General features: G+C 64.3%; 26 protein-coding genes. 11 read left to right on the top strand and 15 right to left on the bottom strand.

Translation table 11 applies throughout. From position 1 onward, the window contains the following. Positions 1-75: 75 nt before the first annotated feature. From cyoA to MTR64_RS11260, 7 genes are all read left to right on the top strand, one after another. Complete coding sequence (gene cyoA / locus MTR64_RS11290; protein ID WP_243994035.1) at positions 76-1,332, top strand: ubiquinol oxidase subunit II; 1,257 nt, start codon at positions 76-78, stop codon at positions 1,330-1,332. Between the two features lie 5 nt (positions 1,333-1,337). Further along, positions 1,338-3,341 (top strand): cytochrome o ubiquinol oxidase subunit I, encoded by a 2,004-nt coding sequence (cyoB, locus tag MTR64_RS11285; RefSeq protein ID WP_243993833.1) that lies wholly within the window; start codon positions 1,338-1,340, stop codon positions 3,339-3,341. A 27-nt stretch (positions 3,342-3,368) separates the two neighbouring features. Then, entirely contained in the window at positions 3,369-3,998 is a 630-nt protein-coding gene (gene cyoC / locus MTR64_RS11280; protein WP_419144941.1) for a cytochrome o ubiquinol oxidase subunit III, read from the top strand. Continuing rightward, a complete protein-coding gene (cyoD, locus tag MTR64_RS11275; protein WP_243993830.1) occupies positions 3,995-4,405 on the top strand; it encodes a cytochrome o ubiquinol oxidase subunit IV in 411 nt (136 codons plus the stop codon). The genes cyoC and cyoD overlap by 4 nt, the downstream gene beginning before the upstream one ends. Positions 4,406-4,467: 62 nt before the next feature. Beyond that, positions 4,468-5,148 carry an SURF1 family protein gene (locus MTR64_RS11270; protein ID WP_243993828.1) on the top strand — a complete coding sequence of 227 codons (681 nt, stop codon included), beginning with the start codon at positions 4,468-4,470 and terminating at the stop codon, positions 5,146-5,148. Positions 5,149-5,157: 9 nt separating this feature from the next. After that, complete coding sequence (locus MTR64_RS11265; RefSeq protein WP_243993826.1) at positions 5,158-6,456, top strand: ATP-binding protein; 1,299 nt, start codon at positions 5,158-5,160, stop codon at positions 6,454-6,456. After that, positions 6,453-7,001 carry a response regulator transcription factor gene (locus MTR64_RS11260; protein WP_243993824.1) on the top strand — a complete coding sequence of 183 codons (549 nt, stop codon included), beginning with the start codon at positions 6,453-6,455 and terminating at the stop codon, positions 6,999-7,001. Before MTR64_RS11265 ends, MTR64_RS11260 begins: the two co-directional genes overlap by 4 nt. A gap of 150 nt (positions 7,002-7,151) precedes the next feature. On the opposite strand, the gene MTR64_RS11255 is transcribed toward MTR64_RS11260, so the two are convergent. From MTR64_RS11255 to MTR64_RS11240, 4 genes are all read right to left on the bottom strand, one after another. Continuing rightward, a complete protein-coding gene (locus MTR64_RS11255; RefSeq protein ID WP_243993822.1) occupies positions 7,152-7,787 on the bottom strand; it encodes an NrsF family protein in 636 nt (211 codons plus the stop codon). Between the two features lie 3 nt (positions 7,788-7,790). Continuing rightward, positions 7,791-8,321, bottom strand: coding sequence for a sigma-70 family RNA polymerase sigma factor (locus tag MTR64_RS11250; RefSeq protein ID WP_243993821.1), 531 nt, complete (start codon positions 8,319-8,321; stop codon positions 7,791-7,793). Next, positions 8,318-8,734, bottom strand: a complete 417-nt coding sequence (locus MTR64_RS11245; protein WP_243993820.1) for a DoxX family protein — start codon at positions 8,732-8,734, stop codon at positions 8,318-8,320. The genes MTR64_RS11250 and MTR64_RS11245 overlap by 4 nt, the downstream gene beginning before the upstream one ends. Positions 8,735-8,799: 65 nt before the next feature. Further along, the gene (locus MTR64_RS11240; protein ID WP_243993819.1) at positions 8,800-9,087 is read right to left on the bottom strand and encodes a DUF2282 domain-containing protein; all 288 of its coding nucleotides are present in this window, start codon (positions 9,085-9,087) and stop codon (positions 8,800-8,802) included. 166 nt (positions 9,088-9,253) lie between these two features. Here MTR64_RS11240 and MTR64_RS11235 point away from each other — a divergent pair, with 166 nt between their 5' ends. The 3 genes from MTR64_RS11235 (at position 9,254) to MTR64_RS11225 (ending at position 11,245) form a co-directional block, all read left to right on the top strand. Beyond that, the gene (locus MTR64_RS11235; RefSeq protein ID WP_243993818.1) at positions 9,254-9,538 is read left to right on the top strand and encodes a hypothetical protein; all 285 of its coding nucleotides are present in this window, start codon (positions 9,254-9,256) and stop codon (positions 9,536-9,538) included. Between the two features lie 94 nt (positions 9,539-9,632). Further along, positions 9,633-10,469 carry a DUF692 domain-containing protein gene (locus MTR64_RS11230; RefSeq protein WP_243993817.1) on the top strand — a complete coding sequence of 279 codons (837 nt, stop codon included), beginning with the start codon at positions 9,633-9,635 and terminating at the stop codon, positions 10,467-10,469. Then, positions 10,466-11,245, top strand: a complete 780-nt coding sequence (locus tag MTR64_RS11225; RefSeq protein WP_243993816.1) for a DNA-binding domain-containing protein — start codon at positions 10,466-10,468, stop codon at positions 11,243-11,245. Before MTR64_RS11230 ends, MTR64_RS11225 begins: the two co-directional genes overlap by 4 nt. 43 nt (positions 11,246-11,288) lie before the next feature. Here the strand turns inward: MTR64_RS11225 and nifA are convergent, their stop codons facing one another. From nifA to MTR64_RS11170, 11 genes are all read right to left on the bottom strand, one after another. Then, on the bottom strand, positions 11,289-13,034 hold the full coding sequence (gene nifA, locus MTR64_RS11220; protein WP_243993815.1) for a nif-specific transcriptional activator NifA: 1,746 nt from the start codon (positions 13,032-13,034) through the stop codon (positions 11,289-11,291). A gap of 184 nt (positions 13,035-13,218) precedes the next feature. Next, positions 13,219-13,524, bottom strand: a complete 306-nt coding sequence (locus MTR64_RS11215; protein ID WP_243993813.1) for a ferredoxin family protein — start codon at positions 13,522-13,524, stop codon at positions 13,219-13,221. Between the two features lie 37 nt (positions 13,525-13,561). Further along, on the bottom strand, positions 13,562-14,875 hold the full coding sequence (locus MTR64_RS11210) for an FAD-dependent oxidoreductase (protein WP_243993811.1): 1,314 nt from the start codon (positions 14,873-14,875) through the stop codon (positions 13,562-13,564). A gap of 10 nt (positions 14,876-14,885) precedes the next feature. Beyond that, positions 14,886-15,986, bottom strand: a complete 1,101-nt coding sequence (locus MTR64_RS11205; protein ID WP_243993809.1) for an electron transfer flavoprotein subunit alpha/FixB family protein — start codon at positions 15,984-15,986, stop codon at positions 14,886-14,888. 14 nt (positions 15,987-16,000) lie between these two features. Beyond that, complete coding sequence (locus MTR64_RS11200) at positions 16,001-16,858, bottom strand: electron transfer flavoprotein subunit beta/FixA family protein (protein ID WP_243993807.1); 858 nt, start codon at positions 16,856-16,858, stop codon at positions 16,001-16,003. Between the two features lie 2 nt (positions 16,859-16,860). Beyond that, the gene (gene nifW / locus MTR64_RS11195) at positions 16,861-17,220 is read right to left on the bottom strand and encodes a nitrogenase stabilizing/protective protein NifW (RefSeq protein ID WP_243993805.1); all 360 of its coding nucleotides are present in this window, start codon (positions 17,218-17,220) and stop codon (positions 16,861-16,863) included. Beyond that, on the bottom strand, positions 17,207-17,953 hold the full coding sequence (cysE, locus tag MTR64_RS11190; protein ID WP_268740872.1) for a serine O-acetyltransferase: 747 nt from the start codon (positions 17,951-17,953) through the stop codon (positions 17,207-17,209). Before cysE ends, nifW begins: the two co-directional genes overlap by 14 nt. Then, entirely contained in the window at positions 17,953-19,098 is a 1,146-nt protein-coding gene (gene nifV / locus MTR64_RS11185) for a homocitrate synthase (RefSeq protein ID WP_243993803.1), read from the bottom strand. Before nifV ends, cysE begins: the two co-directional genes overlap by 1 nt. Positions 19,099-19,125: 27 nt before the next feature. Further along, complete coding sequence (gene nifS / locus MTR64_RS11180) at positions 19,126-20,328, bottom strand: cysteine desulfurase NifS (RefSeq protein WP_243993801.1); 1,203 nt, start codon at positions 20,326-20,328, stop codon at positions 19,126-19,128. 51 nt (positions 20,329-20,379) lie between these two features. Then, the gene (gene nifU, locus MTR64_RS11175) at positions 20,380-21,300 is read right to left on the bottom strand and encodes a Fe-S cluster assembly protein NifU (protein WP_243993799.1); all 921 of its coding nucleotides are present in this window, start codon (positions 21,298-21,300) and stop codon (positions 20,380-20,382) included. Between the two features lie 12 nt (positions 21,301-21,312). Next, positions 21,313-21,633 carry a HesB/IscA family protein gene (locus MTR64_RS11170; RefSeq protein WP_243993796.1) on the bottom strand — a complete coding sequence of 107 codons (321 nt, stop codon included), beginning with the start codon at positions 21,631-21,633 and terminating at the stop codon, positions 21,313-21,315. A gap of 264 nt (positions 21,634-21,897) precedes the next feature. Here MTR64_RS11170 and MTR64_RS11165 point away from each other — a divergent pair, with 264 nt between their 5' ends. Beyond that, entirely contained in the window at positions 21,898-22,506 is a 609-nt protein-coding gene (locus tag MTR64_RS11165) for a hypothetical protein (protein WP_243993794.1), read from the top strand. Positions 22,507-22,697: the final 191 nt, after the last annotated feature.

Genomic DNA, 22,697 nt, shown 5'->3' with positions numbered 1-22,697 from the left:
GTCATTGATCGCGATCAAGGGGATTGGACAAAATGTCCTATGTTCGCATTCGCAGCACGGGCCTACCGGCACCGCATGCGCCTATCCGATTCCCGCCCAAAGCCGCGCCAAACCTCCGTATTGGCCCGAGTCCTGGCTGCCCTGTCGCTGACGGGAGCCTTGTCCGCCTGCAACACGGTCGTGCTCAAGCCGGCCGGTGATGTCGCACAGCAGCAGGGCGACCTCGTCGTCATGTCGACCGTGCTGATGCTGATCATCATCGTTCCCGTCATGGCCCTGACGGTGTTCTTCGCGTGGAAATACCGCGCCTCGAACAAGGACGCCGACTATCAGCCGGACTGGGATCATTCGACCCAGCTCGAACTGGTCATCTGGGCCGCGCCGCTGCTGATCATCATCTGCCTCGGCGCGCTGACCTGGGTGGGCACGCACCTGCTCGATCCCTACCGCACGATCGGCCGCATCGCCCCGGATAAGGCGGTTGCGAAGGATGCCAGGCCGCTTGAGGTGGACGTCGTCGCGCTCGACTGGAAATGGCTGTTCATCTACCCCGAACAAGGCATTGCCACGGTCAACGAACTGGTCGTGCCCGCAGGCCGCCCGCTCGATTTCAAGATCACCGCCTCCAGCGTGATGAACTCGTTCTACGTGCCCGCCATGGCCGGACAGATCTACGCGATGCCGGGTATGCAGACCCGCCTCAACGCGGTGATGAACAAGACCGGCGACGATTTCGTGGGCTTCTCGGCCAACTATTCGGGCGCGGGCTTCTCCGGCATGCGCTTCAAGACCCGCTCGGTTACCGAAGCCGATTTCGCCAGGTGGGCGGACAGCGTGAAGGCGGGCGGCAAGGATAGCGCGGGAGCGCTGGACGCTGCCACCTACCTCGAACTCGAAAAGCCGAGCGAGAACGTGCCCGCGGCGCAGTACGCCTCGGTCTCGCCAGACCTCTACGGCAAGATCCTCGACATGTGCGTCGAACCGGGCAAGATGTGCATGAGCGAGATGATGGCGATCGACGCGCGCGGCGGCCTCGGCAAGGCCGGGATCCGCAACGTCTCGATGCTCTCCTACGACAAGCATGGCCGCGCCGCTTCAGCCGCTGCCAATGCCAACCCCGACGCCGAAACGCGCCGCGAACTCGCCTGGGTGCGTGCGCTGTGCGAGCAGAAGCCCGGCACCGCTCCCGACAATACCGTCAAGGCCCCCGCCGACCTGAAGTCGCTGAGCGGCGCCGGCCTTACGGCCCCGCAGTCTTTCGCCCCCAACGCCATCGCCTTTGACAAGGCCGAAGAGCACGCGGCGCATTCCCACCTGACTTCCCGGAACTGACCAGCATGGAAACCGTAGTTCACAATCATTGGAGCCCCTTGCTGGGCCGTCTGTGGTGGGATGCGATCCCGCAGGAGCCCATCGTCTGGGCCACATTCGCCGCCGTGGCGCTGGGCGGCATCGCCCTCGTCGCCGCGCTGACCTGGTTCAAGGTCTGGGGCTATCTCTGGAAGGAGTGGTTCACCAGCGTCGATCACAAGAAGATCGGCATCATGTACATGGTGCTGGGCCTCGTGATGTTCGTGCGCGGCTTTGCCGACGCGGTGATGATGCGCCTGCAGCAGGCCTGGGCCTTCAACGGCTCGGAAGGCTACCTCAACGCGCATCACTTCGATCAGGTCTTCACTGCCCACGGCGTGATCATGATCTTCTTCGCGGCGATGCCTTTCGTGACCGGGTTCATGAACTACGTCGTTCCGCTGCAGATCGGCGCGCGCGACGTCAGCTTCCCGTTCCTCAACAACTTCAGCTTCTGGATGACCGCCTCGGGCGCGGTGCTGGTAATGATGTCGCTGTTCATCGGCGAATTCGGCCAGACCGGCTGGCTGGCCTATCCGCCGCTGTCGGGCATCGCCTACAGTCCATGGGTCGGTGTCGACTACTGGATATGGGCCCTGCAGATCGCGGGCGTCGGCACTTTGCTATCGGGCGTCAACCTGATCTGCACGATCGTGAAGATGCGCGCACCGGGCATGACCATGATGAAGATGCCGGTCTTCACCTGGACCGCACTGTGCACCAACATCCTGATCGTCGCCGCCTTCCCGGTGCTGACCGCGGTGCTGTGCATGCTGACGGCTGACCGCTACCTGGGCTTCAACTTCTTCACGAACGACTTCGGCGGCAGCGCCATGATGTACGTGAACCTGATCTGGATCTGGGGCCACCCCGAGGTCTACATCCTGATCCTGCCCTGCTTCGGCATCTTCTCCGAAGTGACCTCGACCTTCTGCGGCAAGCGCCTGTTCGGCTACAGCTCGATGGTCTACGCGACGCTGGTCATCACCATCCTCTCGTACATCGTGTGGCTGCACCACTTCTTCACGATGGGTTCGGGCGCGAGCGTCAACTCGTTCTTCGGCATCACCACGATGGTGATCTCGATCCCGACCGGCGCGAAGCTGTTCAACTGGCTGTTCACCATGTACCGCGGCCGCATCCGCTTCGAGCTGCCGATGATGTGGACGATCGCCTTCATGCTGACCTTCGTGGTCGGCGGCATGACCGGCGTGCTGCTCGCGGTTCCCCCGGCGGACTTCGTCCTCCACAACTCGCTGTTCCTGATCGCGCACTTCCACAACGTGATCATCGGCGGTGTCGTGTTCGGCGTGTTCGCGGGCATCAACTTCTGGTGGCCCAAGGCCTTCGGCTTCAAGCTGCACGAAGGCTGGGGCAAGCTGAGCTTCTGGAGCTGGGCGATCGGCTTCTGGTTCGCCTTCATGCCGCTCTACGTGCTCGGCCTGATGGGCGTGACCCGCCGCATGCGCGTGTTCGACGATCCGAGCCTGCAGATCTGGTTCATGATCGCCGCCTTCGGCGCGGCCCTGATCGCGCTGGGCATCGGCGCCTTCGTGGTCCAGGTCGGCTACTCGATCTGGAAGCGCAAGGAACTGGCGTGCGACGGCGACCCCTGGGGCGGCCGCACGCTCGAGTGGTCGACCACCTCGCCGCCGCCCGCCTACAACTTCGCGTTCACCCCGGTCGTCCATGACATCGATGCCTGGGACGACATGAAGCGTTGCGGTGCGCCGCGTCCGGCCGGCAACTTCAAGGCGATCCACATGCCCAGGAACACCGAAGCCGGTATCGTCCTGGGCGGCATCGCCACGGTTTTCGGCTTCGCGATGATCTGGCACATCTGGTGGCTGGGCGGCCTGACCTTCGCCGGTCTGATCGGCTACGCCATCTTCCATACCTTCAACTACAACCGCGACTACTACATCCCCGCCGATGAAGTGACCGCGACCGAAGCGACGGCCCTGCGCCAGCTCGCGCCTGCGGGAGCCTGAGCCATGAATGCCACCACCATGGATACCATGACCAAGCCTACCGCCAGCCCCGAGCAGCTCACCGCCGCGTTCTACGAGCTGGAACCGCACCACCATCCCGAAGGCGCCAGCACCATGCTGGGCTTCTGGATCTACCTGATGAGCGACTGCCTCATCTTCGCGATGCTGTTCGCGGCCTATGGCGTGCTGGGCGGCAACTACGCGGCAGGGCCGAGCCCCAAGGACCTGTTCGAGCTGCCGCTGGTCGCGCTGAACACGGCGATGCTGCTGTTCTCCTCGATCACCTACGGCTTTGCCATGCTGGCCATGGCGAAGAACCGGAAGGGCGCGACGATCAGCTGGCTGCTGATCACCGCCGTGTTCGGCGCCTGCTTCCTCGGGATCGAACTCTATGAGTTCGCGCACCTGATCCATGAGGGCGCCACGCCGATGCGTTCGGGCTTCCTCACCGCGTTCTTCTCGCTGGTGGGCACCCACGGCCTTCACGTCACCTTCGGCCTGATCTGGCTGTTCACGCTGGTGACGCAGATCACCCGCAAGGGCCTGATCCAGGCCAACAAGCGCCGCCTCATGTGCCTGTCGCTGTTCTGGCACTTCCTCGACGTCATCTGGATCGGCGTCTTCACCTTCGTCTATCTCATGGGGATGCTGCGATGAGCGCTGCCAACCACCACGCCGCCCACGACCACAGCCATGGTCATGATCACGGGCATGACCACGACGGGCACGGCGAAAGCCACGGTTCGCTGCGCGACTATGTGATCGGCTTCATCCTCTCGGTCGTCCTCACCGCCATCCCGTTCTGGCTGGTGATGAGCGGCGCGATTGCCGACAAGCAGGCGACCGCTCTCGTCATCATGGCCTTCGCCGTGGTGCAGATCGTGGTTCACATGATCTACTTCCTGCACATGAACACCAAGTCGGAGAACGGCTGGACGGTCATGGCGCTGATCTTCACCATCATCCTGGTGGTGATCGCGCTGTCCGGCTCGCTGTGGGTGATGTATCACCTCAACCACAACATGATGCCGATGACGAGCCACGACATGGGACAACTCCCCTGAACGCGCCCACCGGGGCACAAGACACCACTGCAGCAGGGCGGCCCTGGGGGCTGACCCTGCTGTTGCTTTTTGCACTGGCCGCTTTCGTGGCGCTGGGCGTGTGGCAAGTGAAGCGCCTGCACTGGAAGCACGACCTGATCGCCCGCGTCGATGCGCGGGTCCATGCTGCGCCAGCCGCCCTGCCCCCCACCGCGCGGCTGGCCTCGGCCGCACCGGGCACGCTCGACTACCTGCGTGTAAAAGTGACCGGCACTTACGCTGCATCGCAGACGGCCCTCGTGCGAGCGGCCACCGATCTCGGCACCGGCTACTGGGCCATGACCCCGCTGCACATGACGGACGGCCGCACCGTCTGGATCAACCGCGGCTTCCTCCCCGCGGGCACGACAGTGCCTCAGGCGAGCAAGACCACGCCCTCAGACTTCGTCAGTGTAACCGGCCTCGTGCGCCCCACTGAACCGGGCGGCAGCCTGCTCCAGTCCAACCGCCCGCAGGATGATCGCTGGTACTCGCGCGATCTGGCAGCCCTCTCGCAAGCCAGACACACCGGCCCCGCTGCCCCGGTCTTCATCGACGCCCAGACCGAGACCGCTTCCGCGCCCGCGTCCGGAAAGCCCGCGCCCGTCCCCGGCCTGACGGTCATCCAATTCCCCGACAACCACCTGCAATACGCCCTCACATGGTTCGCCATGGCCCTGCTTTCGGCAGTCGGTATTGGCGTTGTGTGGCGCCGCAGGGCATAGGGATCAGGCATGATACGCCTGATCGACCCCGTCCCCCCCTCGCGCAGCGAAAGCTGGCGCAATGTGCTGCTGCTGATGCAGCTGCGCTGGATTGCGGTGTTCGGCCAGCTCGCGACGATCGTCGCGGTGGCGCAGATCCTCGAGGTCAAGCTGCCGCTGATGCCGCTGCTGATGGCGCCGCTGCTGCTCATCCTGATCAATCTCGCCACTGCCAGCCTGCTGCAGCGGCGCGAGCACTTCTCGCAGGGTGAGCTGTTCAATGCCCTGGTGATCGATGTCGTCGCATTGTGCTGGCAGCTTTACCACAGCGGCGGCGCGACCAATCCCTTCACCTTCCTGTTCCTGCTGCAGATCGTGATCGGCGCGGTCATTCTCGATCCGCGCTGGAGCTGGGCCATTGCCCTGCTCGCCTGCCTGTCCATGCTGCTGGTGACATTCGTCTATGTCCCGCTGGACCTGCCCGCGCGCCACGCCGCGCACCAGTTCCACCTCTACCAGCTCGGCAGCCTGTTCTGCTTCGTCCTCGCCGCCGTGCTGCTGGTGTTCTTCGTCGTCCGGCTCGACCGCAACCGGCGCGAAAGCGACAAGGCGCTGGAAGAGATGCGCCAGCAGGCCACTGAGGAAGACCACATCATCCGCATGGGCCTGCTTGCCTCGGGCGCCGCGCACGAACTGGGCACGCCGCTGTCCTCGATCTCGGTGATCCTCGGTGACTGGTCTCACCTGCCCGCCATCGCCGCCGACACCGAACTCAGCGAAGACCTCACCGACATGCGCACCCAGCTTGACCGCTGCAAGACCATCGTCAGCGGCATCCTGATGTCGGCAGGCGACATGCGCGGGGAGAACCCCAGTGTCTCCAGCGTGCGCGCCCTGTTCGGCGATATCGCCGCCGACTGGCAATCGCGCACCGATGGCGAACTGCGCTTCATCGACCGCTTCGGGGCGGACGTCGCGATCGTCGCCGATCCCGGGCTGCGGCAGGTGATCGGCAATGTGATCGACAATGCGCAGGAAGTCTCGCCCGAGCGCGTGATCCTTGAAATCGCGCGCGAGAACGACGATCTGCTGATAGCCGTCAGCGACGAAGGTCCCGGCTTCGCACCTGACCTGCTGCCCCGCGTGGGCCAGCCTTATGCCTCGACCAAGGGGCGCGACGGCGGCGGCCTTGGGCTGTTCCTCGTCTTCAACGTGGTGCGCAAGCTGGGCGGGAAGGTCGCGGTCGAGAACCGCCAGCCGCGCGGCGCGACGGTCAGGCTCACCCTGCCGCTGGCGTCGCTGGCCTATACGAAGGAGAGCCCCGCATGAACGACAGGGACACGAGCGAACCCGGCCGCACCCTGCTCATCGCCGAGGACGACGAGGCCTTCGCCCGCACCCTGCGCCGTTCGTTCGAGCGGCGCGGCTATGTGGTCTCCTCCGCCGCTTCCGCGCAGCAGGCCGAGGCGAAGGCGAAAGCCACCGACTTCGACTACGCGGTGGTGGACCTCAAGCTCGGCGCCGATTCCGGGCTGGCGGTGGTACAGTCGCTCCATGCCATGCGGCCGGACACGCACATCGTGGTCCTCACCGGCTACGCCAGTATCGCCACCGCCGTCGAGGCGATCAAGCTGGGTGCCGCCCACTACCTCGCCAAGCCCTCCAACACCGACGACATCGAAGCCGCCTTCGCCAGCACCCAGGGCGACCCGGACGTGCCCGTCGACGGCCGCAAGAGCTCGATCAAGACGCTGGAATGGGAATACATCCACAGCACCCTGGTCGAATGCGATTTCAACATCTCCGAAGCCGCGCGGCGGCTGGGGCTGCATAGGCGGACCCTAGCGCGCAAGCTGGAGAAGCGGCGGATTTAAGGGATGGGGTGCGACTGCATTGCGCCCCACGCGAGACCTTGATGCCGGCCCACCCCGTCCGGTTAGGTCACTGCATTGCCAAACCTTCCGGCCCTCCCGCAAACGGGCGGGCGTAGCGGGGTGGGCCTCCGCAACGGCTGCAACCGCCCTCTACCACCGCAACCACCGCGCAATGCCATAGCGCCCTACCAGCGCTCCGATCACCACCGGCGCCACGTGCCAGATGCCGAGGTGCGCGATCGTGTCGTTCGGGCAGGCCATGCCGTTTGCGACCGAGCCCAGCGCGCCCGCGCCTACGCCGAGGTAGAACCCGGCCAGCCGCTGCGACACCGGCGCGCCACGGCGCAACCAGACGAACAGCGCCGCAGCAATCAGCACCGAGGCGGCAAGCCCCAGGTACATGCAATGCACACCCTCCACATGCATGAGGCCCACGCCGTCCGGCGCGGTGGCGGAGAGCACCGCCGCGGCCGGCAGCACGCCCACCATCGCGATCGCCCATTTCGGGCCCTCGTGCCCTGCGCCGACTTGCGGCGAGGCCATCGCCACCACCGTCGTCACGCACGACAGGCCGAGCACCAGCAGCAGCCCGTTCACCACCAGAAAATAGACCGAAAACTGCCCGGTCATCAGTCCGTGCCGGGCACCCAACACGAACAGCACGGCGACGAGCGTCACCATGAAAGCCAGCCCGGCCAGTGCCAGCCCCCTGCCCTTGCGCAGCGGGCGCACCGGCGCAGTGTCGGTGGTGATCCGGTCGATCAGGGCCCGGGTTGCGTCGTCCATGGGTCAGCTTGCCTTCTCGATGATCGCGGCCAGTTTGCGGATGCCGCGATGGATATTCACTTTGACGAGCGACGGGCTCTGCCCTGTCCGCTCGGAGGCTTCGGCGACCGAACACCCCTCTATCTTCACCAGCTCGATGGCCTCGGCCTGCGCCGGGGGCAAGTGGTCGAACAATCGCTCCAGACTGACGCGCGCCATCACCGGTTCCTCGCCGCTCTCCTCGCTGGCGGTGTCTTCCAGCAGTTCCTGCGTTTGCGTGCGGTACTCCACGCGCAGCTGGTCTACCCAGCGGTAGCGGGCAATCGCCGCCAGCCAGGGATAGAACGGGCGCGCGGGATCGTAGGTCGAGCGCTTGGCGTGGACCGAAAGCAGCACCTCCTGCACCAGATCGTCGAGCTTTTCGAGGGCGATGCGCTTGCGGAAATAGCGCCGCAGCCACTTGGCCGCCTGATCCAGCAGCACCGCATAGGCCTGCCGGTCGCCCGCCTGCGCCGCGCGCATCAGCCGCGCCATGGTCGCCTCGTCCCCGGTCATCGCGGCATCATCCTTGAGCCTAATCTGTCGAGCGATATGAGCCCGCCCCCGCGCACGATCAGCATGAGAGCCAGCGCCACCCACAGGATATGCACGCTCCACCAGGCTTCGGGAAACACGAAAATCTGGATCACCATGGTCATCCCCAGCAGCGCCAGCGCGGAAACCCGGGTCAACGCCCCGGCGACGAGCAGGAGCGGGAACAGATGCTCGCAGGCCACGGCCATCTGCGCGGCAAGGTGCGCAGGAAGCGGGACGGCGGCATAGTCGTTTTCGAACAGGTAGTAAGTCGCATCGCTGACATGCAGCCAGGTGCCTACCTCGACCTTGCTCTGTCCCGAGCGCCAGAACACGCCCGCCAGCGCCACGCGGACGAACAGCAGCGCCACGCCTTCGATTGCCGGGCTTTGCATGAAGCCTGTGATCCTTTGCCAGAATGCCGGCACGCGCCGCATTGTCCCGCTCCTCCCCCTGCGGATCAGCGCTCGACCGGCGTCAGCGAACCGGCGCCCACGGGCGTCCTGATCGAGGTGCAGGTACCCTTCTTGACCAGCTTCCAGGCATTGCCCTGATAATCGCGCGCCGACGTGCCTGCGCAACTGGTACCCGGCCCGGCCGCGCAATCGTTATACCCGGCCTTGGCCACGCCATAGCACTTTTCCATGGCCGGCTTGTCCGCCGCGGCGGCGGGCGGCGCGGTGATAACGCCAGCAAGCGCGCCGGACAGGACGGCACCCGCCAGAGCGGCAATCGAACGGTTCTGCATCGAAATCTCCTGATGGTGACCCGGCACTCGCCGGGGATCATCCCGTCATTCGGCGTGTCTGCCGCGCCGGTTACAGCCCGCAAAATTTTCACCGCCCTGTAACCCCGCCAGACACCTCGGCGAATGACGCCATGCCATTCGGGCAAACAACGTCAGGAGAATACCGATGCAGATTGCGCACAAGACCGCCTTCGCGGCCCTCGCCGGAACCCTTGCCCTCTCGTCCGCCACCGCCTTTGCCGCCGCCGCGCCCGCTGGCAGCACCGGTGCCGCGCTCGGCTCGGACGACATGGTGCACTGCTATGGCGTGAACGCCTGCAAGGGCCACGCCGACTGCAAGACCACGCAACATGAATGCAAGGGCATGAATTCCTGCAAGGGTGAGGGCTTCAAGGCCATGGCCGCGGGCGCCTGCCTGTCCAAGGGCGGCACGATCGGCGACATCGGCTGATCGCTCACGCCCCGGCGGCCCGGCTCCACGTTCCCCCCGCCCCCTCGCGGGACCGGGCCGCCACCTTCTGAAACTTCCTCACCGGAACCGCACCATGACGCACATCGAGCCCTTCGCAGGATTTGGACTGGGCCTGCGCCGCCCCCACTATCCTGACTTTCTGGGCGGAGACGTGGACGTCGACTTCGTCGAAGTCATTTCCGAGAATTTCATGGTCGATGGCGGCAAGCCGCTCGCCGTGCTCGACACGGTGCGGTGCAGGCACGAAGTGGCGCTGCACGGCGTTTCGCTCTCGCCGGGTTCGGCGCATGGCGTGGACCGGGACTATCTCACCCGGCTGAAGGCACTCGCGGACCGGATAGAGCCGCTCTGGGTCTCGGACCACTTGTGCTGGACGCGCAGCAGCGCGCACAACAGCCATGACCTGCTCCCACTGCCCTACACGGCCGAAGCGCTCGACGTGATCTGCACCAACATGATGATCGCACAGGACATCTTGCAGCGGCCTCTGCTGCTCGAAAACCCGTCGAGCTATCTCAGCTTTCCCGAAAACGAGATGACCGAGTGGGAATTCCTCTCCGAAGTGGCGCAGCGGACCGGCTGCTATCTGTTGCTCGATGTGAACAACATCTACGTCAGCGCCCATAACCACGGCTTCAGCGCGCACGACTATCTCGGCGGCTTGCCGCTGGAGCGCGTGCGCCAGATCCATCTTGCCGGGCACACCCCGGGCGAAATCGCCATCGACACGCACGACCGCGCGGTCTGCGCCGGCGTCTGGGACCTGCTGGAGCTTGCGCTCGCCCGCACCGGCCCCGCCGCCGTGATGATCGAACGCGATGACGCCATTCCACCGCTCGCGGACCTGCTGGCCGAACTGGCCACGGCCCGCAGCATCGCCGCCGGGGTGAACCGGGCAGCAGCAGCATGACTCTCGCCGAACAGCAAAGCGGATTCATTCAGGGCCTGTTGGCGAACGATGCCCTGCTGCCCGAGCACTGGCAGGCACGCGAGCGGGCTGGCTACGAGATCTACCGCAACGCTTACCGCGCCCGGCTGATCGATGCCCTGCGCGAGACTTATCCGCGAACCGCCCGCCTTGCCGGGGAAGAGGCGTTTCAGGCCGCCGCGGCGCATCACCTCATCACCCATCCGCCGGCAAGCTGGACGCTCGACGACGCCGGACTGCATTTTGACCGGACGCTGGAAGCGCTGTTCCCCCGCGACCTGGATGTCGCCGAACTGGGATGGATCGAATGGGCCATGCAGGTCGCCTTTACCGCAGCCGATGCCGATACGCTCGACAGGCCAGCCCTCACGGCAGCGACGGCAGCTTTCGGCGCACAGGCCTGGCAGGACTTGCGGCTTGCCTTCGTGCCCGGTCTTGCCGTGCGGCTGGTCGAGCACGACTGCCTCAGGCTCTGGCCGTTACTGGGCGGAGACGAAAGCATCGATGCAGCCCGCGAGCTCGCACCCCTGTCCGAAGCGCAGGGCTGCATTGTCTGGCGCGGAGGCCTTTGCTCGACGTTCACGATGGTAAGCGCCCCCGAAGCCCGGGCGCTGGCTGCGATGCAGACCGGGGCAAACTATGCCGATGCCTGCGAACTTCTCGTGCACCTGCTGGGAGAAGAACCCGCCCTGCAACTGGCCGGCACGATGCTGGCCCGCTGGCTCGATCAGGGCTGGATCACGCGGGTTTCCGCCTGAAGGCAGCAATGCCCGGAGCAAAGCAGACGAGAGCGTTACTCTCCTAGAACTTGCGTACTTCAATCCCGTACTTGCGGATCGCATAGCCTATCTGGCGCGGCGTCAGGCCCAGCACGCGGGCGGCCTTGGCCTGCACCCAGCCGGTCGACTCCAGCGCCTTGAGCAGTTCGCGCTGCCCGACCTTGACGTTGTCGGCAGGTTCATCTTCCGGTGCATCGCGATCCATCACGTCCGCGGGATCCATCTCCTCCCGCTCGGGCAGGACAGGAGCCGCAGAACGCGGCTGAACGATCGGGAATGGCGCCGAAACAGCGGACTTCCACAGCGTCGCCGAGAGGCATTCATCGTTGCGGCAGGCAAAGTCGGCCTCGCCGATGCGATCCTCATGCGCCAGCGTGGCGGTGCGGCGGATGCAGTTTTCCAGTTCGCGCACATTGCCGGGGAAATAGCAGCTTTCCAGCACGCGGACCGCCGAGGGCGAAAGCTGGTGCTCGGTGTGATGCTCCTCGTCGAAACGGCGCAGGAACTCACGCGCGAGCTGGGGAATATCCTCCCGACGGTCGCGCAGCGCGGGAAGCCGCACCGAGACCACGTTGATGCGGTAGTAGAGATCGGCGCGGAACTCGCCCTTGGCGACCATCTCCTCCAGATTGCGGTTGGTCGCGCAGACGAGGCGGACATCGACCTTGATCGTCTGCGTGCCGCCGACGCGCTCGAATTCGCCTTCCTGCAGCACGCGCAGCAGCTTGACCTGGAAAGCCGACGTGGTGTCGCCGATCTCGTCGAGGAACAGGGTGCCGCCATCGGCCAGTTCGAAACGGCCCTTGCGCTGGGCCACGGCACCGGTGAACGCGCCCTTTTCATGCCCGAACAGTTCGGATTCGAGGACCGATTCCGGCAGCGCCGCGCAGTTCAGCTTGATGAACGGCTTCTTGGCGCGTGGCGAGAAATCGTGCGTGGCCCGCGCGAACAGTTCCTTGCCGGTGCCGGACTCGCCGCGCAGCAGCACGGCGGAATGACTGCGGGCGACACGCTTGATCTGCTGGAGAGCGTTCTGCAGCGCCGGGCTCGATCCGACGATGCCGATGGCACTCGCCTTGCCCTTTTTGCCGTTGCCGGTCGGAGGGGGATTGTCGCGGATCAGCTCCTTTTCGAGGATGCGCTGCTGTTCCATCAGCCGCTCGCGATCGCGCTGAACCATTTCAAGCAGGCGAATGGTCTGGCCGATCAGGTTCGCGACCATGGTGAGGAAGCGCACGTCCTCATCCGCGGCATGATACGTTGTGCTTTCATCCCAGATCTGCTCGATCGTGAGCGTGCCCACCACGTCGTTGCGGTCCTTGATCGGCACGCCGATAAAGGAAACGCGGCTCTCCTCCGGCTTCATCCCATCGGAGCTCCAGCCGGGAAAAAGCGAGCTCTTCTGCATGTTCTGGACGACGACAGGCATGCCGGTCGTGAAGATGCGGTCCACCGCCTGCTCGGGAATGCGCCCGAACCAGGCCCCTGCCCGTTCCTCACGCCAGCCAATGCCGACGACATTGACCGGTGTCCCCTCCTCGTCGAGCAGGGTGACGAGGCCATGGCGCATATCAAGGAAGCTCGACAGCAGCGTCAATACATTCGCGAGTGTCGTTTCCAGCCGCCCGGGTACCGCGAGCACCTTGGAAATTTCATATACCCCGCGCAGCGCCATGTCGGCCCGCGTATGGCTCGGTTGCCGACTATAGGTATTCACGTAAGATCCCGGCGGTAGCGCGTTCGAAGGGCTGATCACCTGACTGTCCATGACGGAAACCTTTCTGCCGTCAGGACATCTTCTCCACTGGTCCTTATCGATACTCCCGATCGGTTTGTCGGGATTCGGACTCTAGAGTGGAAAAGTCTCAGATTTCCGCCGATTCGACAAGCAATGAATGCCTTTCCTCGCAATTGATAAAGGCTCGCAAAATTAATTTCGGAAATGTCCGAATTTAACCAAACTTGTAGAGCACGCCGAAACCACCGCGCGGATAGTTCCATTCAACCTCGCCCGTCTTGCGGGTCACGATCCGGCAGGTGCCGCATTCGAGGCAACCATCGGCGGCAACCTCGACCTGACCACCTTCGGTCTGCGAGTAGCAGCCGGCCGGGCACAGCGTCACCATCGACATCAGGCTGGCCGAAGGCGTCGTGTGCGGCTTGACCTTGATGTGCGGGCGGCCCGCATCGACCAGATAGCGGTTCTGGAACAGCTTCTCTTCAACCTTGGCGCGGGGCGCCGCCATTACGTCACTCATCTGCCTGCTCCTCGTATTGTCGTGTTGTATTTCGAAATTACCGCCAGGCGCGAACCATCTTGAAGGCGTCGCCCATCATCCCCCACAGCGTACGGGTCTCACGGAAATTGCGAAAAATCGCCTTTTCCTTGGAGATCTTGTCGATCCCGTCGACGCGGAACCAGGTCTGCATCGCCGAACTGATCAGCTTGGGGTAAGTGCCGAAGAAGTTGCCCTTGTTCTTGTGCAACAGCTCGGGAATGCCCTTGTACTTCTTCAGGTCCTTCATGACGAAGGACTGGCCAAGGCGCTTCTCGTACTCGGCAAGGTTCGCGGCGGTCATCTCCTCGCGCTTGCGGGTGAGCGAAACGACCGTTTCGGCGGCGATGCGGCCGGTCGTCATGGCGAGGTTCGAGCCTTCGCGGTGCACCGCGTTGACGAACTGGCCCGCGTCACCGACGACAATCCAGCCCGCGCCGGTGAGCTGCGGGATCGCCTTGTAACCGCCCTCGGGAATGAGGTGCGCGGCGTATTCCTTGCACTCCGAGTCCGCCAGCAGCGGCTTGATCGAGGGGTGGTTCTTGAACGCCTCGAGCAGTTCATTCGGCGTCACGTTGGTTTCCGCGAAGTCCGAGACGATGCAACCAATGCCGACCGAGATCGATTCCTCGTTGGTGTAGAGGAAGCCGGTGCCGGTCATGCCCTTGGTAATCGTGCCCATGGCCTCGATCACCACGCCTTCGTTGCCGGAAAGGTTGAAGCGGGCCTCGATCGTCTCGCGCGGCAGGAAGTGCATTTCCTTCACCGCCAGCGCGACGCTGTCTGGCGAGACTTCATTACGCAGGCCCGAGCGCTGTCCGACCAGCCCGTTCACGCCTTCGGCCAGGATCACGACATTGGCCATGATCGGCGAGCCCTGGCGGTCGGTGCGAACACCGATCACCTTGCCCGAGAGATCCTTGACCAGTTCGGTCACGGTGGTCTCGTAGAGAACCAGCGCCCCCGCTTCCTTCACCTTGGAGGAGAACCACTTGTCGAACTGCGCGCGCAGGATCGTGTAGCGGTTGGGCTTCTCCTCGTTGAAGTCGTCCGAACGGTAATGCATGCCGGAGTGCGACTTGTCGTCCATCATCCACATGCGCTGCTCGATCACGTGCCGTTCCAGCGGCGCTTCGTCACGGAATTCCGGGATGATCTTTTCGAGTGCGTCAGCATAGAGGATCGCGCCCTGCACGTTCTTCGACCCCGCGTACTCGCCGCGCTCGATCTGCAGGACATTGAGGCCTTCCTTGGCCATCATGTAAGCGCAAGCATTGCCGGAGGGACCTGCCCCTACGACGATGGCGTCGAACGGCTTGTTGAATTCTCCCATGGGTTCCTCCTCAGCTTGCGAGACGGTTGACACGCAGCCGCGCCGCGAAGGCGTCGGTCAGCGCAGGCAGCAGGGTGACGGCATCGGCGACGATGCCCAGGTGCGCGAATTCGAAGATCGGCGCATTGGGATCGGTGTTGATGGCGACAATTACGTCAGCGCCCTCGACGCCGACACGGTGCTGGATCGCGCCCGAAATGCCCGCGGCGATGTAAAGCTTGGGCCGGATGGTCTTGCCGGTCTGGCCGATCTGCCGGTCGGACGTGATCCAGCCCTTCTGCACCAGCGGACGCGAGCCGCCGTATTCGGCGCCGAGCACTTCGGCCAGTTCCTTGACCAGCTGGAAGTTCTCGGCCGAACCAAGGCCAAGCCCGCCAGCCACGACGATATCGGCATAAGGCAGGTTGGCCTTGTCGGTATCGCGGTCGGCAATGAAGTCGAGCACCTTTGTGATCACGTCGTCCTCGACCAGCTTGGGATCGAACTCGACGATCCGGCCGGTGCGGCCCTCTTCGCGGTCCGGCATGGCGAGAACGCGCGGGCGCACGGTCGCCATCTGCGGGCGGTAGTTGAGCGTGAAGATCGTGCAGAGCAGCGATCCGCCAAAGGTCGGGCGAGTAGCCGCCAGCGAGCCTTCATCGTCGATCGCCAGCTCGGTGCAGTCGGCGGTGAGACCGGTCTGCAGCGTGGTCGCCACCGAACCCGCCAGATCGCGGCCGAGATTGGTCGCGCCGAGCAGCAGGATCTCGGGTTGGTAGGTGTTGACGATGTCGGTGAGAACCTTGGTCGAGGTCTCGTTGCGATAGTGCTTCAGCGCCGGGTCCTGCGCGAGATAAACGCAGTCCGCACCGTATTCGAAACACGCGACCGCTGCAGCGTCGAGGCTGGCGCGGTCGTCACCCATGACGACGGCGGCCAGTTCTACGCCGCGCTTGTCGGCCAGCTTGCGCCCTTCGCCCAGCAGCTCGAACGAGACCGAATGGACCTGGCCATGCTCAATCTCGACCGCCACCCAGACGTGCTTGTACGCCTTGAAGTGCTCGGGCAGTTCCTTCTTCGTGTTGGCGCGGCTGCCGCCGGCTGCCGGAGCGGGCTTGTTTTCTTCGGCCATGATATACGCTCCTTTCAGACGTAGTGGTGTGCGGCGTGTTCGAGCAGGTCCTGCTCGACCGCCGGTGCTTTGGCGAAAATCGCTTCGACCAGCGCTGCGGCCTTGGCGTCGACCTTGCCGTCAACCTCGACGATTTCGGCCTTGTCGGTGCGGGCCGTCGGCGCGAAGACCTTCTTCACGATCGTCGGCGAACCGCGCAGGCCGCACTTTGTCAGGTCCTCGATGCCGACAGCGGCAGCATTCCAGGTGACGACCTCGGCGCGAGCGGCGATCAGCGCGTTCTCGATCGAGCCGCGGCGCATCTCGTTGCTCGCCTCCAGCATGGTGATGAGCACCGGCAGTTTCGATTCCAGCACCTGCAGCCCGCCTTCGGCGCGGCGTTCGACCTTGATCGTGCCGGCATCGGTATCGGTCTCGACGATGCGGGCGATGTAAGTCAGCTGGTTGTAGTCGAGACGCTTGGCGATGCCGGGGCCGACCTGTGCGGTATCACCATCGATCGTCTGCTTGCCGGTGAAGATGATCTCCGGCTTGCCGAATTCCTCGGCCACCTTCAGCAGCGCCATCGACAGCGCGTAGCTGGTCGCCAGCGTATCCGAACCGGCGAAGTAGCGGTCGGTCAGCAGGACGGCACGGTCAGCACCGAAAGTCAGCGCCTTGCGCAGCGATTCCGCGGCAGTCGGCGGGCCCATCGTCAGCACCGTGACCGTGGCGCCAAAACGATCCTTGAGCCGCAGCGCTTCTTCCAGCGCGAACAGGTCATAGGGGTTGATGATGGTCGGCACGCCCTGGCGCATGATCGTGTTCGTGACCGGGTGGACACGGATCTGCGCGCTGTCGGGGACCTGCTTGATGCATACGACGATATGCATGGTCACTCTCCTGCGGATAGGTTCTGGCCCGAGAGGGCGGTTAGCGGCACGAAGGGGCGGTTCGGTTCCGGCTTGGGCTCGATGGCCTCCTTGTGAACCTTGAACAGCCGCTCCTCGATCGGCGAGGACTTGACGAAATCCTCGTAAGCCTGGGTGAGATGCTCGCGGCACAACGACATGAGCGCGGCATCGTCGGCACTTGCCAGTGCGCCCTCGACTTCACTGCCGCGCAGGTACTGGCCCATGCGCCGCAGGATGTGGAGCCGCGCCACGTGCACCACCGAAGGCTCGTACGGCACATCGAGGAAGGTGAAGAAATCCTCGGCGCTCGACAGGCCCTGAAGATCGTCAAGCAAGCTCATGGGTATCCTCCGTGCATGTGGGTTCCCGGCCTTCGCGATGAGCAAGCCGCATCTCGAGAAAGTCGATCCGGTCGAGCAATTCGGCAATCGCCTCGCCGACAGGATCGGGCATGAGGTGATGATCGAGATCGATCCGGCCGGTAACGCGGCGGCGGTCCGAGGCGGCGCGGACAATGCGGCCGGGAATGCCAACCACGGTCATGGCGGGCGGAACCGGGTCGACGACCACGCTGTTGGCGCCGACGCGCGCGCCCTTGCCCACGGTGATCGGTCCCAGGATCTTGGCGCCACAGCCGACCAGCACGCCGTCTTCGAGCGTGGGGTGGCGCTTGCCGGGAGACCAGCTCGTACCGCCGAGGGTGACACCGTGATAGAGCGTCACGTCGTCGCCGATCTCGGCTGTCTCGCCGATCACCACGCCTGCTCCGTGATCGATGAAGAAACGGCGGCCAATGGTCGCGGCCGGATGAATGTCGACATTGGTCAGCAGCCGTGCGAACCACGAGAGGAAGCGCGCGGGAAAGCGCAGCTTTGCCCGCCACAGCCGGTTGGCAAGACGGTGCCAGACGATGGCGTGAATGCCCGGGTAGGTCAGGACGACCTCAAGCCAGTTGTTGGCGGCCGGATCGCGCGCGGCCACGCACCTGATATCCTCACGCAGCATCGCAAACAGCGAGGGGCGGCGCGGCGGGGTTGCGGGCACGACCTGATCGATGAGGGACGAGTAAGGCATCACACAGCCCCTTCCGTCATGCCCGAGCGGCAATAGATCAGAGCCAGGTCGGCCAGTTCCACCGGCTGCTTGGTGCTGAGAGCGCGGGCACGCACATCGGCAAGGATGCGTTCAAGCCGCTGCTGGTCAGCCTCGAGCCCAATCGAACGCAGGCTGGACGTCACCGCCGCGCGGCCGGAATGACGGCCCAGCAGGATACGACGCTCACGCCCGAAACGGGCCGGATCAAGCGCTTCGTACGTGCCGGCGTCGCGCAGCAGGCCGGAAACGTGGATACCCGATTCGTGCGTGAAGACCATTGAGCCGACGATCGGCTTGTTTTCCGGGATCGTGCGGCATGCGGCGCGCGCCACGATGTCCGCAAGCTGTGGAAGCTGCGTAAAGTCAACGCCGGTCGAGCAGCCCAGCGTCTCGCCCAGGCCCGCCACGACTTCCTCGAGCGGGGCATTGCCCGCCCGCTCGCCCAGGCCCAGCACGCAGACGCTGACATGGGTCGCACCGCCGCGCACCGCCGCGAGGGTATTGGCCGTAGCGAGGCCGAGGTCGTCATGGCCGTGGAATTCCAGCTCGATGTCGGTTTCGCGGGCCAGTTCGCGGAACAGGTCGCAGGTCCCAAAGGGATCGAGCACGCCCAGCGTATCGGCGAAACGGAAGCGTTGCCCGCCGGCTTCCTCGATGGTGACGACGACACGCTTCAGGAAATCGAGATCGGCGCGGCTGGCGTCCTCGCCGCCGATCGAGACGCGCAGGCCCCGGTCCAGAGCGTAGCCGACAACTTCCTCAATCCGCGCAAGGACGTCCGCCCGTCCGGTGCCGAACTTGGCGCGGATCTGGCGATCCGAAACCGGAACCGAGAGATGCACGCGCTCGACGCCGGTCCGAGCGGCAGCATCGACGTCGTCGCGGGTTGCCCGGCACCATGGGATGATCTGCGAGGTGCGGGCCTGCTGGGACATCGCGGAAATCGCCTCGATGTCCTCGACGCCCATCGCCGGGGTGCCTGCCTCAATTTCGTCGACACCGGCCGCTTCGAGTGCCGCGGCGATCGCCAGCTTTTCGTCGAGGCTGAAAGCCACTCCCGGAGACTGCTCGCCGTCGCGCAGCGTACTGTCGTTGACAATGACACGGGGCTGATAGGCGAGCATGGTCCGGTTCCTCTTCAGGTGGTTGGGTCAGGCATAAGTCGGGTTGAAGGCCTGGTTGTCGCGTTCGCGCCAGAACGGCGACATCTCGCGCAGCTTGCCGATGATTGCAGGCATCACTTCAAGCACCCGGTCGACATCGGCATCGCCATTCTCGCGGCTGAACGAGAACCGGATGGCCCCGTGTGCGGCCGTGTAAGGGACGTTCATCGCACGCAGCACGTGGCTGGGTTCAAGCGAGCCCGAGGTGCAGGCGGAGCCCGAACTGGCGGCAATGCCCTCGCGGTTCATCAGCAGCAGGATCGCCTCGCCCTCGATATATTCGAACGCGACATTGGCGGTGTTGGGCAGACGATTGTCCGCATCACCGGTGACGAAGCTGTTGCCGATCTGCTGGAGCAGGCCCTTTTCGAGCCGGTCACGCAGCCCGGCCACGCGGGTCTGTTCGTCGGCCATGTGCTCCATCGCCAGTTCGGCAGCCTTGCCGAGGCCGATGATGGCAGGCGCGTTCTCGGTGCCCGCACGGCGGCCGCGCTCCTGATGGCCGCCACGGATCAGAGGACGCAGGCGAGTTCCCTTGCGGGCATAGAGCGCACCGATGCCCTTGGGACCGTGCAGCTTGTGACCCGACAGCGAAAGCATGTCGATTTCGCTGTCGGCCAGGTTGATCGGGATCTTGCCGACGGCCTGCACCGCATCGGTGTGGAACAACGCACCTGCCTGGTGAGCCAGTTCGGCGAGCTGCTCCACCGGGAAGATCGTGCCGGTTTCGTTATTCGCCCACATGATCGAGGCAATCGCGGTCTTGGGGCCGAGCGCCTTGCGGTAAGCCTCCATGTCGAGGCGGCCCTTGGAGTCCACGGGAATGATGTGAACCTTGGCGCGGCCGGTCTTTTCGAGATGGGCAACGAGGCTGAGCACTGCCGGATGTTCCACCGCCGAGGTGATCACCTCGTCACGGTCGCCCTGCGTTTCAAGCGCGGACATGATCGCCATGTTGTCCGCCTCGGTGCCGCCCGAGGTATAGATGATTTCGTGATCGAATTCGGCGCCAAGCAGCGCCTGGAGCTGCTTCCGCGCCTTGGCCAGCGCGCCACCTACCTCGGCTCCAAAGGCATGCATCGAGGATGCATTGCCGAACTGTTCCGAAAAGAACGGGATCATTGCCTCCACGACCTTGGGGTCACAACGGGTGGTGGCATTGTTGTCGAGATAGACGGGCGCGGGTTCCATGGTGGGGGCCTTTCCTTGGATCAGTCAGTTACCGGTCAACAGTGGACGCCATCAGTGAACTGGTGCGGCGGGGATCACGATCAGCGGCACGCCGACCGCCTCGACGAGGCGGGCCTGCACGCCCTCGATCGTGGCGCTCGACAGGTGGCAGCCAACACAGGCGCCGGTGAGCTTCACGATCACCCGGTTGCCATCGACATCGACGAGCTCGCAGTCGCCGCCATCGCGCTGCAGTGAAGGACGAATCTCCTCGAGCGTCTGCTCGATGATCTTGATCTTCTGCAGCGTGGTGAGCGGAGCCTTGGCAGCCGTATCGTTGCGGACGACCTTCTTCTCCTTGACCTTCCGGGGGACCACGCCCGGCACGAAGGCCTTCTCCGGAGCGAGCTCGCCCGCGGCTACCATCTCGGCATTGACGCGTTCGAGCACGCCCTCGATGCCTTCGGCACAGGTCGAGCAGCCGCCGCCCGCCTTGGTGTAGTTGGTGATCTCGTCCACCGTGGTCAGGCCGTTGCCGCGCACGGTGCGCTCGATCATGCCCTCGTCGATGCCGAAGCACTTGCAGATCAGGGCGCCTTCCTCGTGGTCGTCAACCCATTCCTCGCCGCGGTAGTTGGCGACGGCCGCCTGCAGCGCCTCGAAGCCCATGACCGAACAGTGCATCTTCTCGGGCGGAAGGCCGCCGAGGAAGTCCGCGATGTCCTGGTTGGAGATCTGCATCGCTTCTTCGATGGTCTTGCCGATGATCAGTTCGGTCAGCGCCGACGAGCTGGCGATGGCCGAACCGCAGCCGAACGTCTGGAAGCGGGCGTCGGTGATGATCTGGGTCACCGGGTCCACCTTGATCATCAGGCGCAGTGCGTCACCGCAGCTGATGGCACCGACATCGCCGATGCCGTCCGCGTCCTCAAGGACCCCGCTGTTCTTGGGGTTGAAGAAGTAGTCTTTGACCTTCTCGCTGTATTCCCACATTGCCGGTCTCCGTCAGCCAAATGACTTGCCGCACGAACAATTGTTCGTTGCGTTAGGGTTGTCGAAAGTGAAGCCTGAGCCTTCGAGCGCGACCACGAAGTCGATCGTGGTACCGGCAAGCAGCGGCTGGCTTTCCTCATCGACGAAGATCGAAACTCCGCCGCTGCTGACCACTGCGTCTCCGTCGTCGGGCGTGCCGACAAGGCCCATCATGTACTTGTAGCCGGCACAGCCGCCTGCCTCGACCTGAATGCGCAGACCGGCGGGCGATGCTTCCGCCTTGTCAATGGCGCTGCGAACTGCGTGAACGGCACTATCAGTCAGGACGATCATGGCGCTGCTCCTGGCATATCTTGTTTTGGTGGAAGCTGGTGCAGCAAGCAGCGTGCCAACTCAGGAAATGGCAGGATTCCCAAGACCCCGCAGTTTTACGTGTCAGCTTTGTCACAAATGCGCGTGGGCTTTTTGTTGCAATGCACACAATGCCGGGAAGGCAATCCCGACAAAGCCCTGCCCAGATCCCTCCGACACCCCGGACAAGGCAAAACGGCCCGCTTCTTGCAAAGCACACGCTCGCATCACCAGCAGGAGACAACCATGTCCACACTCACCGCCGTCGCGCTCGAGGACACCGCCTTCGGGACGCTTGCCAGCCAGCACCGGTTGCTCAACGCCGTTCTCAAGGAACCGCTGCCCAAGGCCGGCACTTTCGGCTTCCGGGGCGACATCGCCCTCGCCTTCCAGGACCAGGTCGCCGACGAGGCCCGCCCGCCGGCATATTCGATCGAACAGATCCTCGCCGTCGCCGACAGCGCCACCGGCAAGATCCCGGTTCTCGCCGGCTATCTGCATAACTTCGCCTGGCTCAAGGACGCCGGCGAAGTACTGGCCGACTTCCTCGTGCCCGAAGGCACTTATGTCTTCTTCGTCAACAACATCGACTTCCTGAAGAAGTACACGGTGGCCCTGCCCGGCGGCATCACCGCGAAGATCCTGCCGCTCGATGAATCGACGGTGTGGAAGGAAACGCTCGAACTCACCTCGATCGACAAGAACGACGTGAAGAAGATGAACGGCGCGCAGAAGCTCGAATTCGTGCTCAATACGCTCGCGGAAACGGCCATGCCCTTCCCCGAGATCAGCTACGAGGATGGCGTGGCGACGATGGAACCCGTGCGCAACCGCAACGAGAACCGTCCGGTCTGACGGCCAGCGGGCGCGCCGGCCCTCTCAAGCGGCGCGCCCGTCCATTTCTTAAGGAACGCTCACCGCTACCTTTGCGGGGTCGGCAGATTCCGGCTCGGATGAGCGGCAGCTATCAGAAATGGTAGAAGGTTCGCCGAATGGCGGAATAGTCGGGGCTAGCGGACTTTCTTACGCCTCTTTGGACTTCCGGA

The sequence above is a fragment of the Novosphingobium album (ex Hu et al. 2023) genome (assembly GCF_022832385.1).
Classification (GTDB): domain Bacteria; phylum Pseudomonadota; class Alphaproteobacteria; order Sphingomonadales; family Sphingomonadaceae; genus Novosphingobium; species Novosphingobium album.
This window is presented reverse-complemented; position numbering and strand designations above follow the sequence as displayed.

Excerpts from the sequence above, each read along its gene's own strand:
- cyoA (WP_243994035.1), top strand. The coding sequence starts at position 76 with ATGCGCCTATCCGATTCCCGCCCAAAGCCGCGCCAAACCTCCGTATTG.
- cyoB (WP_243993833.1), top strand. The coding sequence starts at position 1,338 with ATGGAAACCGTAGTTCACAATCATTGGAGCCCCTTGCTGGGCCGTCTG.
- cyoC (WP_419144941.1), top strand. The coding sequence starts at position 3,369 with ATGACCAAGCCTACCGCCAGCCCCGAGCAGCTCACCGCCGCGTTCTAC.
- cyoD (WP_243993830.1), top strand. The coding sequence starts at position 3,995 with ATGAGCGCTGCCAACCACCACGCCGCCCACGACCACAGCCATGGTCAT.
- MTR64_RS11265 (WP_243993826.1), top strand. The coding sequence starts at position 5,158 with ATGATACGCCTGATCGACCCCGTCCCCCCCTCGCGCAGCGAAAGCTGG.
- MTR64_RS11260 (WP_243993824.1), top strand. The coding sequence starts at position 6,453 with ATGAACGACAGGGACACGAGCGAACCCGGCCGCACCCTGCTCATCGCC.
- MTR64_RS11255 (WP_243993822.1), bottom strand. The coding sequence starts at position 7,787 with ATGGACGACGCAACCCGGGCCCTGATCGACCGGATCACCACCGACACT.
- MTR64_RS11250 (WP_243993821.1), bottom strand. The coding sequence starts at position 8,321 with ATGACCGGGGACGAGGCGACCATGGCGCGGCTGATGCGCGCGGCGCAG.
- MTR64_RS11245 (WP_243993820.1), bottom strand. The coding sequence starts at position 8,734 with ATGCAAAGCCCGGCAATCGAAGGCGTGGCGCTGCTGTTCGTCCGCGTG.
- MTR64_RS11240 (WP_243993819.1), bottom strand. The coding sequence starts at position 9,087 with ATGCAGAACCGTTCGATTGCCGCTCTGGCGGGTGCCGTCCTGTCCGGC.
- MTR64_RS11235 (WP_243993818.1), top strand. The coding sequence starts at position 9,254 with ATGCAGATTGCGCACAAGACCGCCTTCGCGGCCCTCGCCGGAACCCTT.
- MTR64_RS11230 (WP_243993817.1), top strand. The coding sequence starts at position 9,633 with ATGACGCACATCGAGCCCTTCGCAGGATTTGGACTGGGCCTGCGCCGC.
- MTR64_RS11225 (WP_243993816.1), top strand. The coding sequence starts at position 10,466 with ATGACTCTCGCCGAACAGCAAAGCGGATTCATTCAGGGCCTGTTGGCG.
- nifA (WP_243993815.1), bottom strand. The coding sequence starts at position 13,034 with ATGGACAGTCAGGTGATCAGCCCTTCGAACGCGCTACCGCCGGGATCT.
- MTR64_RS11215 (WP_243993813.1), bottom strand. The coding sequence starts at position 13,524 with ATGAGTGACGTAATGGCGGCGCCCCGCGCCAAGGTTGAAGAGAAGCTG.
- MTR64_RS11210 (WP_243993811.1), bottom strand. The coding sequence starts at position 14,875 with ATGGGAGAATTCAACAAGCCGTTCGACGCCATCGTCGTAGGGGCAGGT.
- MTR64_RS11205 (WP_243993809.1), bottom strand. The coding sequence starts at position 15,986 with ATGGCCGAAGAAAACAAGCCCGCTCCGGCAGCCGGCGGCAGCCGCGCC.
- MTR64_RS11200 (WP_243993807.1), bottom strand. The coding sequence starts at position 16,858 with ATGCATATCGTCGTATGCATCAAGCAGGTCCCCGACAGCGCGCAGATC.
- nifW (WP_243993805.1), bottom strand. The coding sequence starts at position 17,220 with ATGAGCTTGCTTGACGATCTTCAGGGCCTGTCGAGCGCCGAGGATTTC.
- cysE (WP_268740872.1), bottom strand. The coding sequence starts at position 17,953 with ATGCCTTACTCGTCCCTCATCGATCAGGTCGTGCCCGCAACCCCGCCG.
- nifV (WP_243993803.1), bottom strand. The coding sequence starts at position 19,098 with ATGCTCGCCTATCAGCCCCGTGTCATTGTCAACGACAGTACGCTGCGC.
- nifS (WP_243993801.1), bottom strand. The coding sequence starts at position 20,328 with ATGGAACCCGCGCCCGTCTATCTCGACAACAATGCCACCACCCGTTGT.
- nifU (WP_243993799.1), bottom strand. The coding sequence starts at position 21,300 with ATGTGGGAATACAGCGAGAAGGTCAAAGACTACTTCTTCAACCCCAAG.
- MTR64_RS11170 (WP_243993796.1), bottom strand. The coding sequence starts at position 21,633 with ATGATCGTCCTGACTGATAGTGCCGTTCACGCAGTTCGCAGCGCCATT.
- MTR64_RS11165 (WP_243993794.1), top strand. The coding sequence starts at position 21,898 with ATGTCCACACTCACCGCCGTCGCGCTCGAGGACACCGCCTTCGGGACG.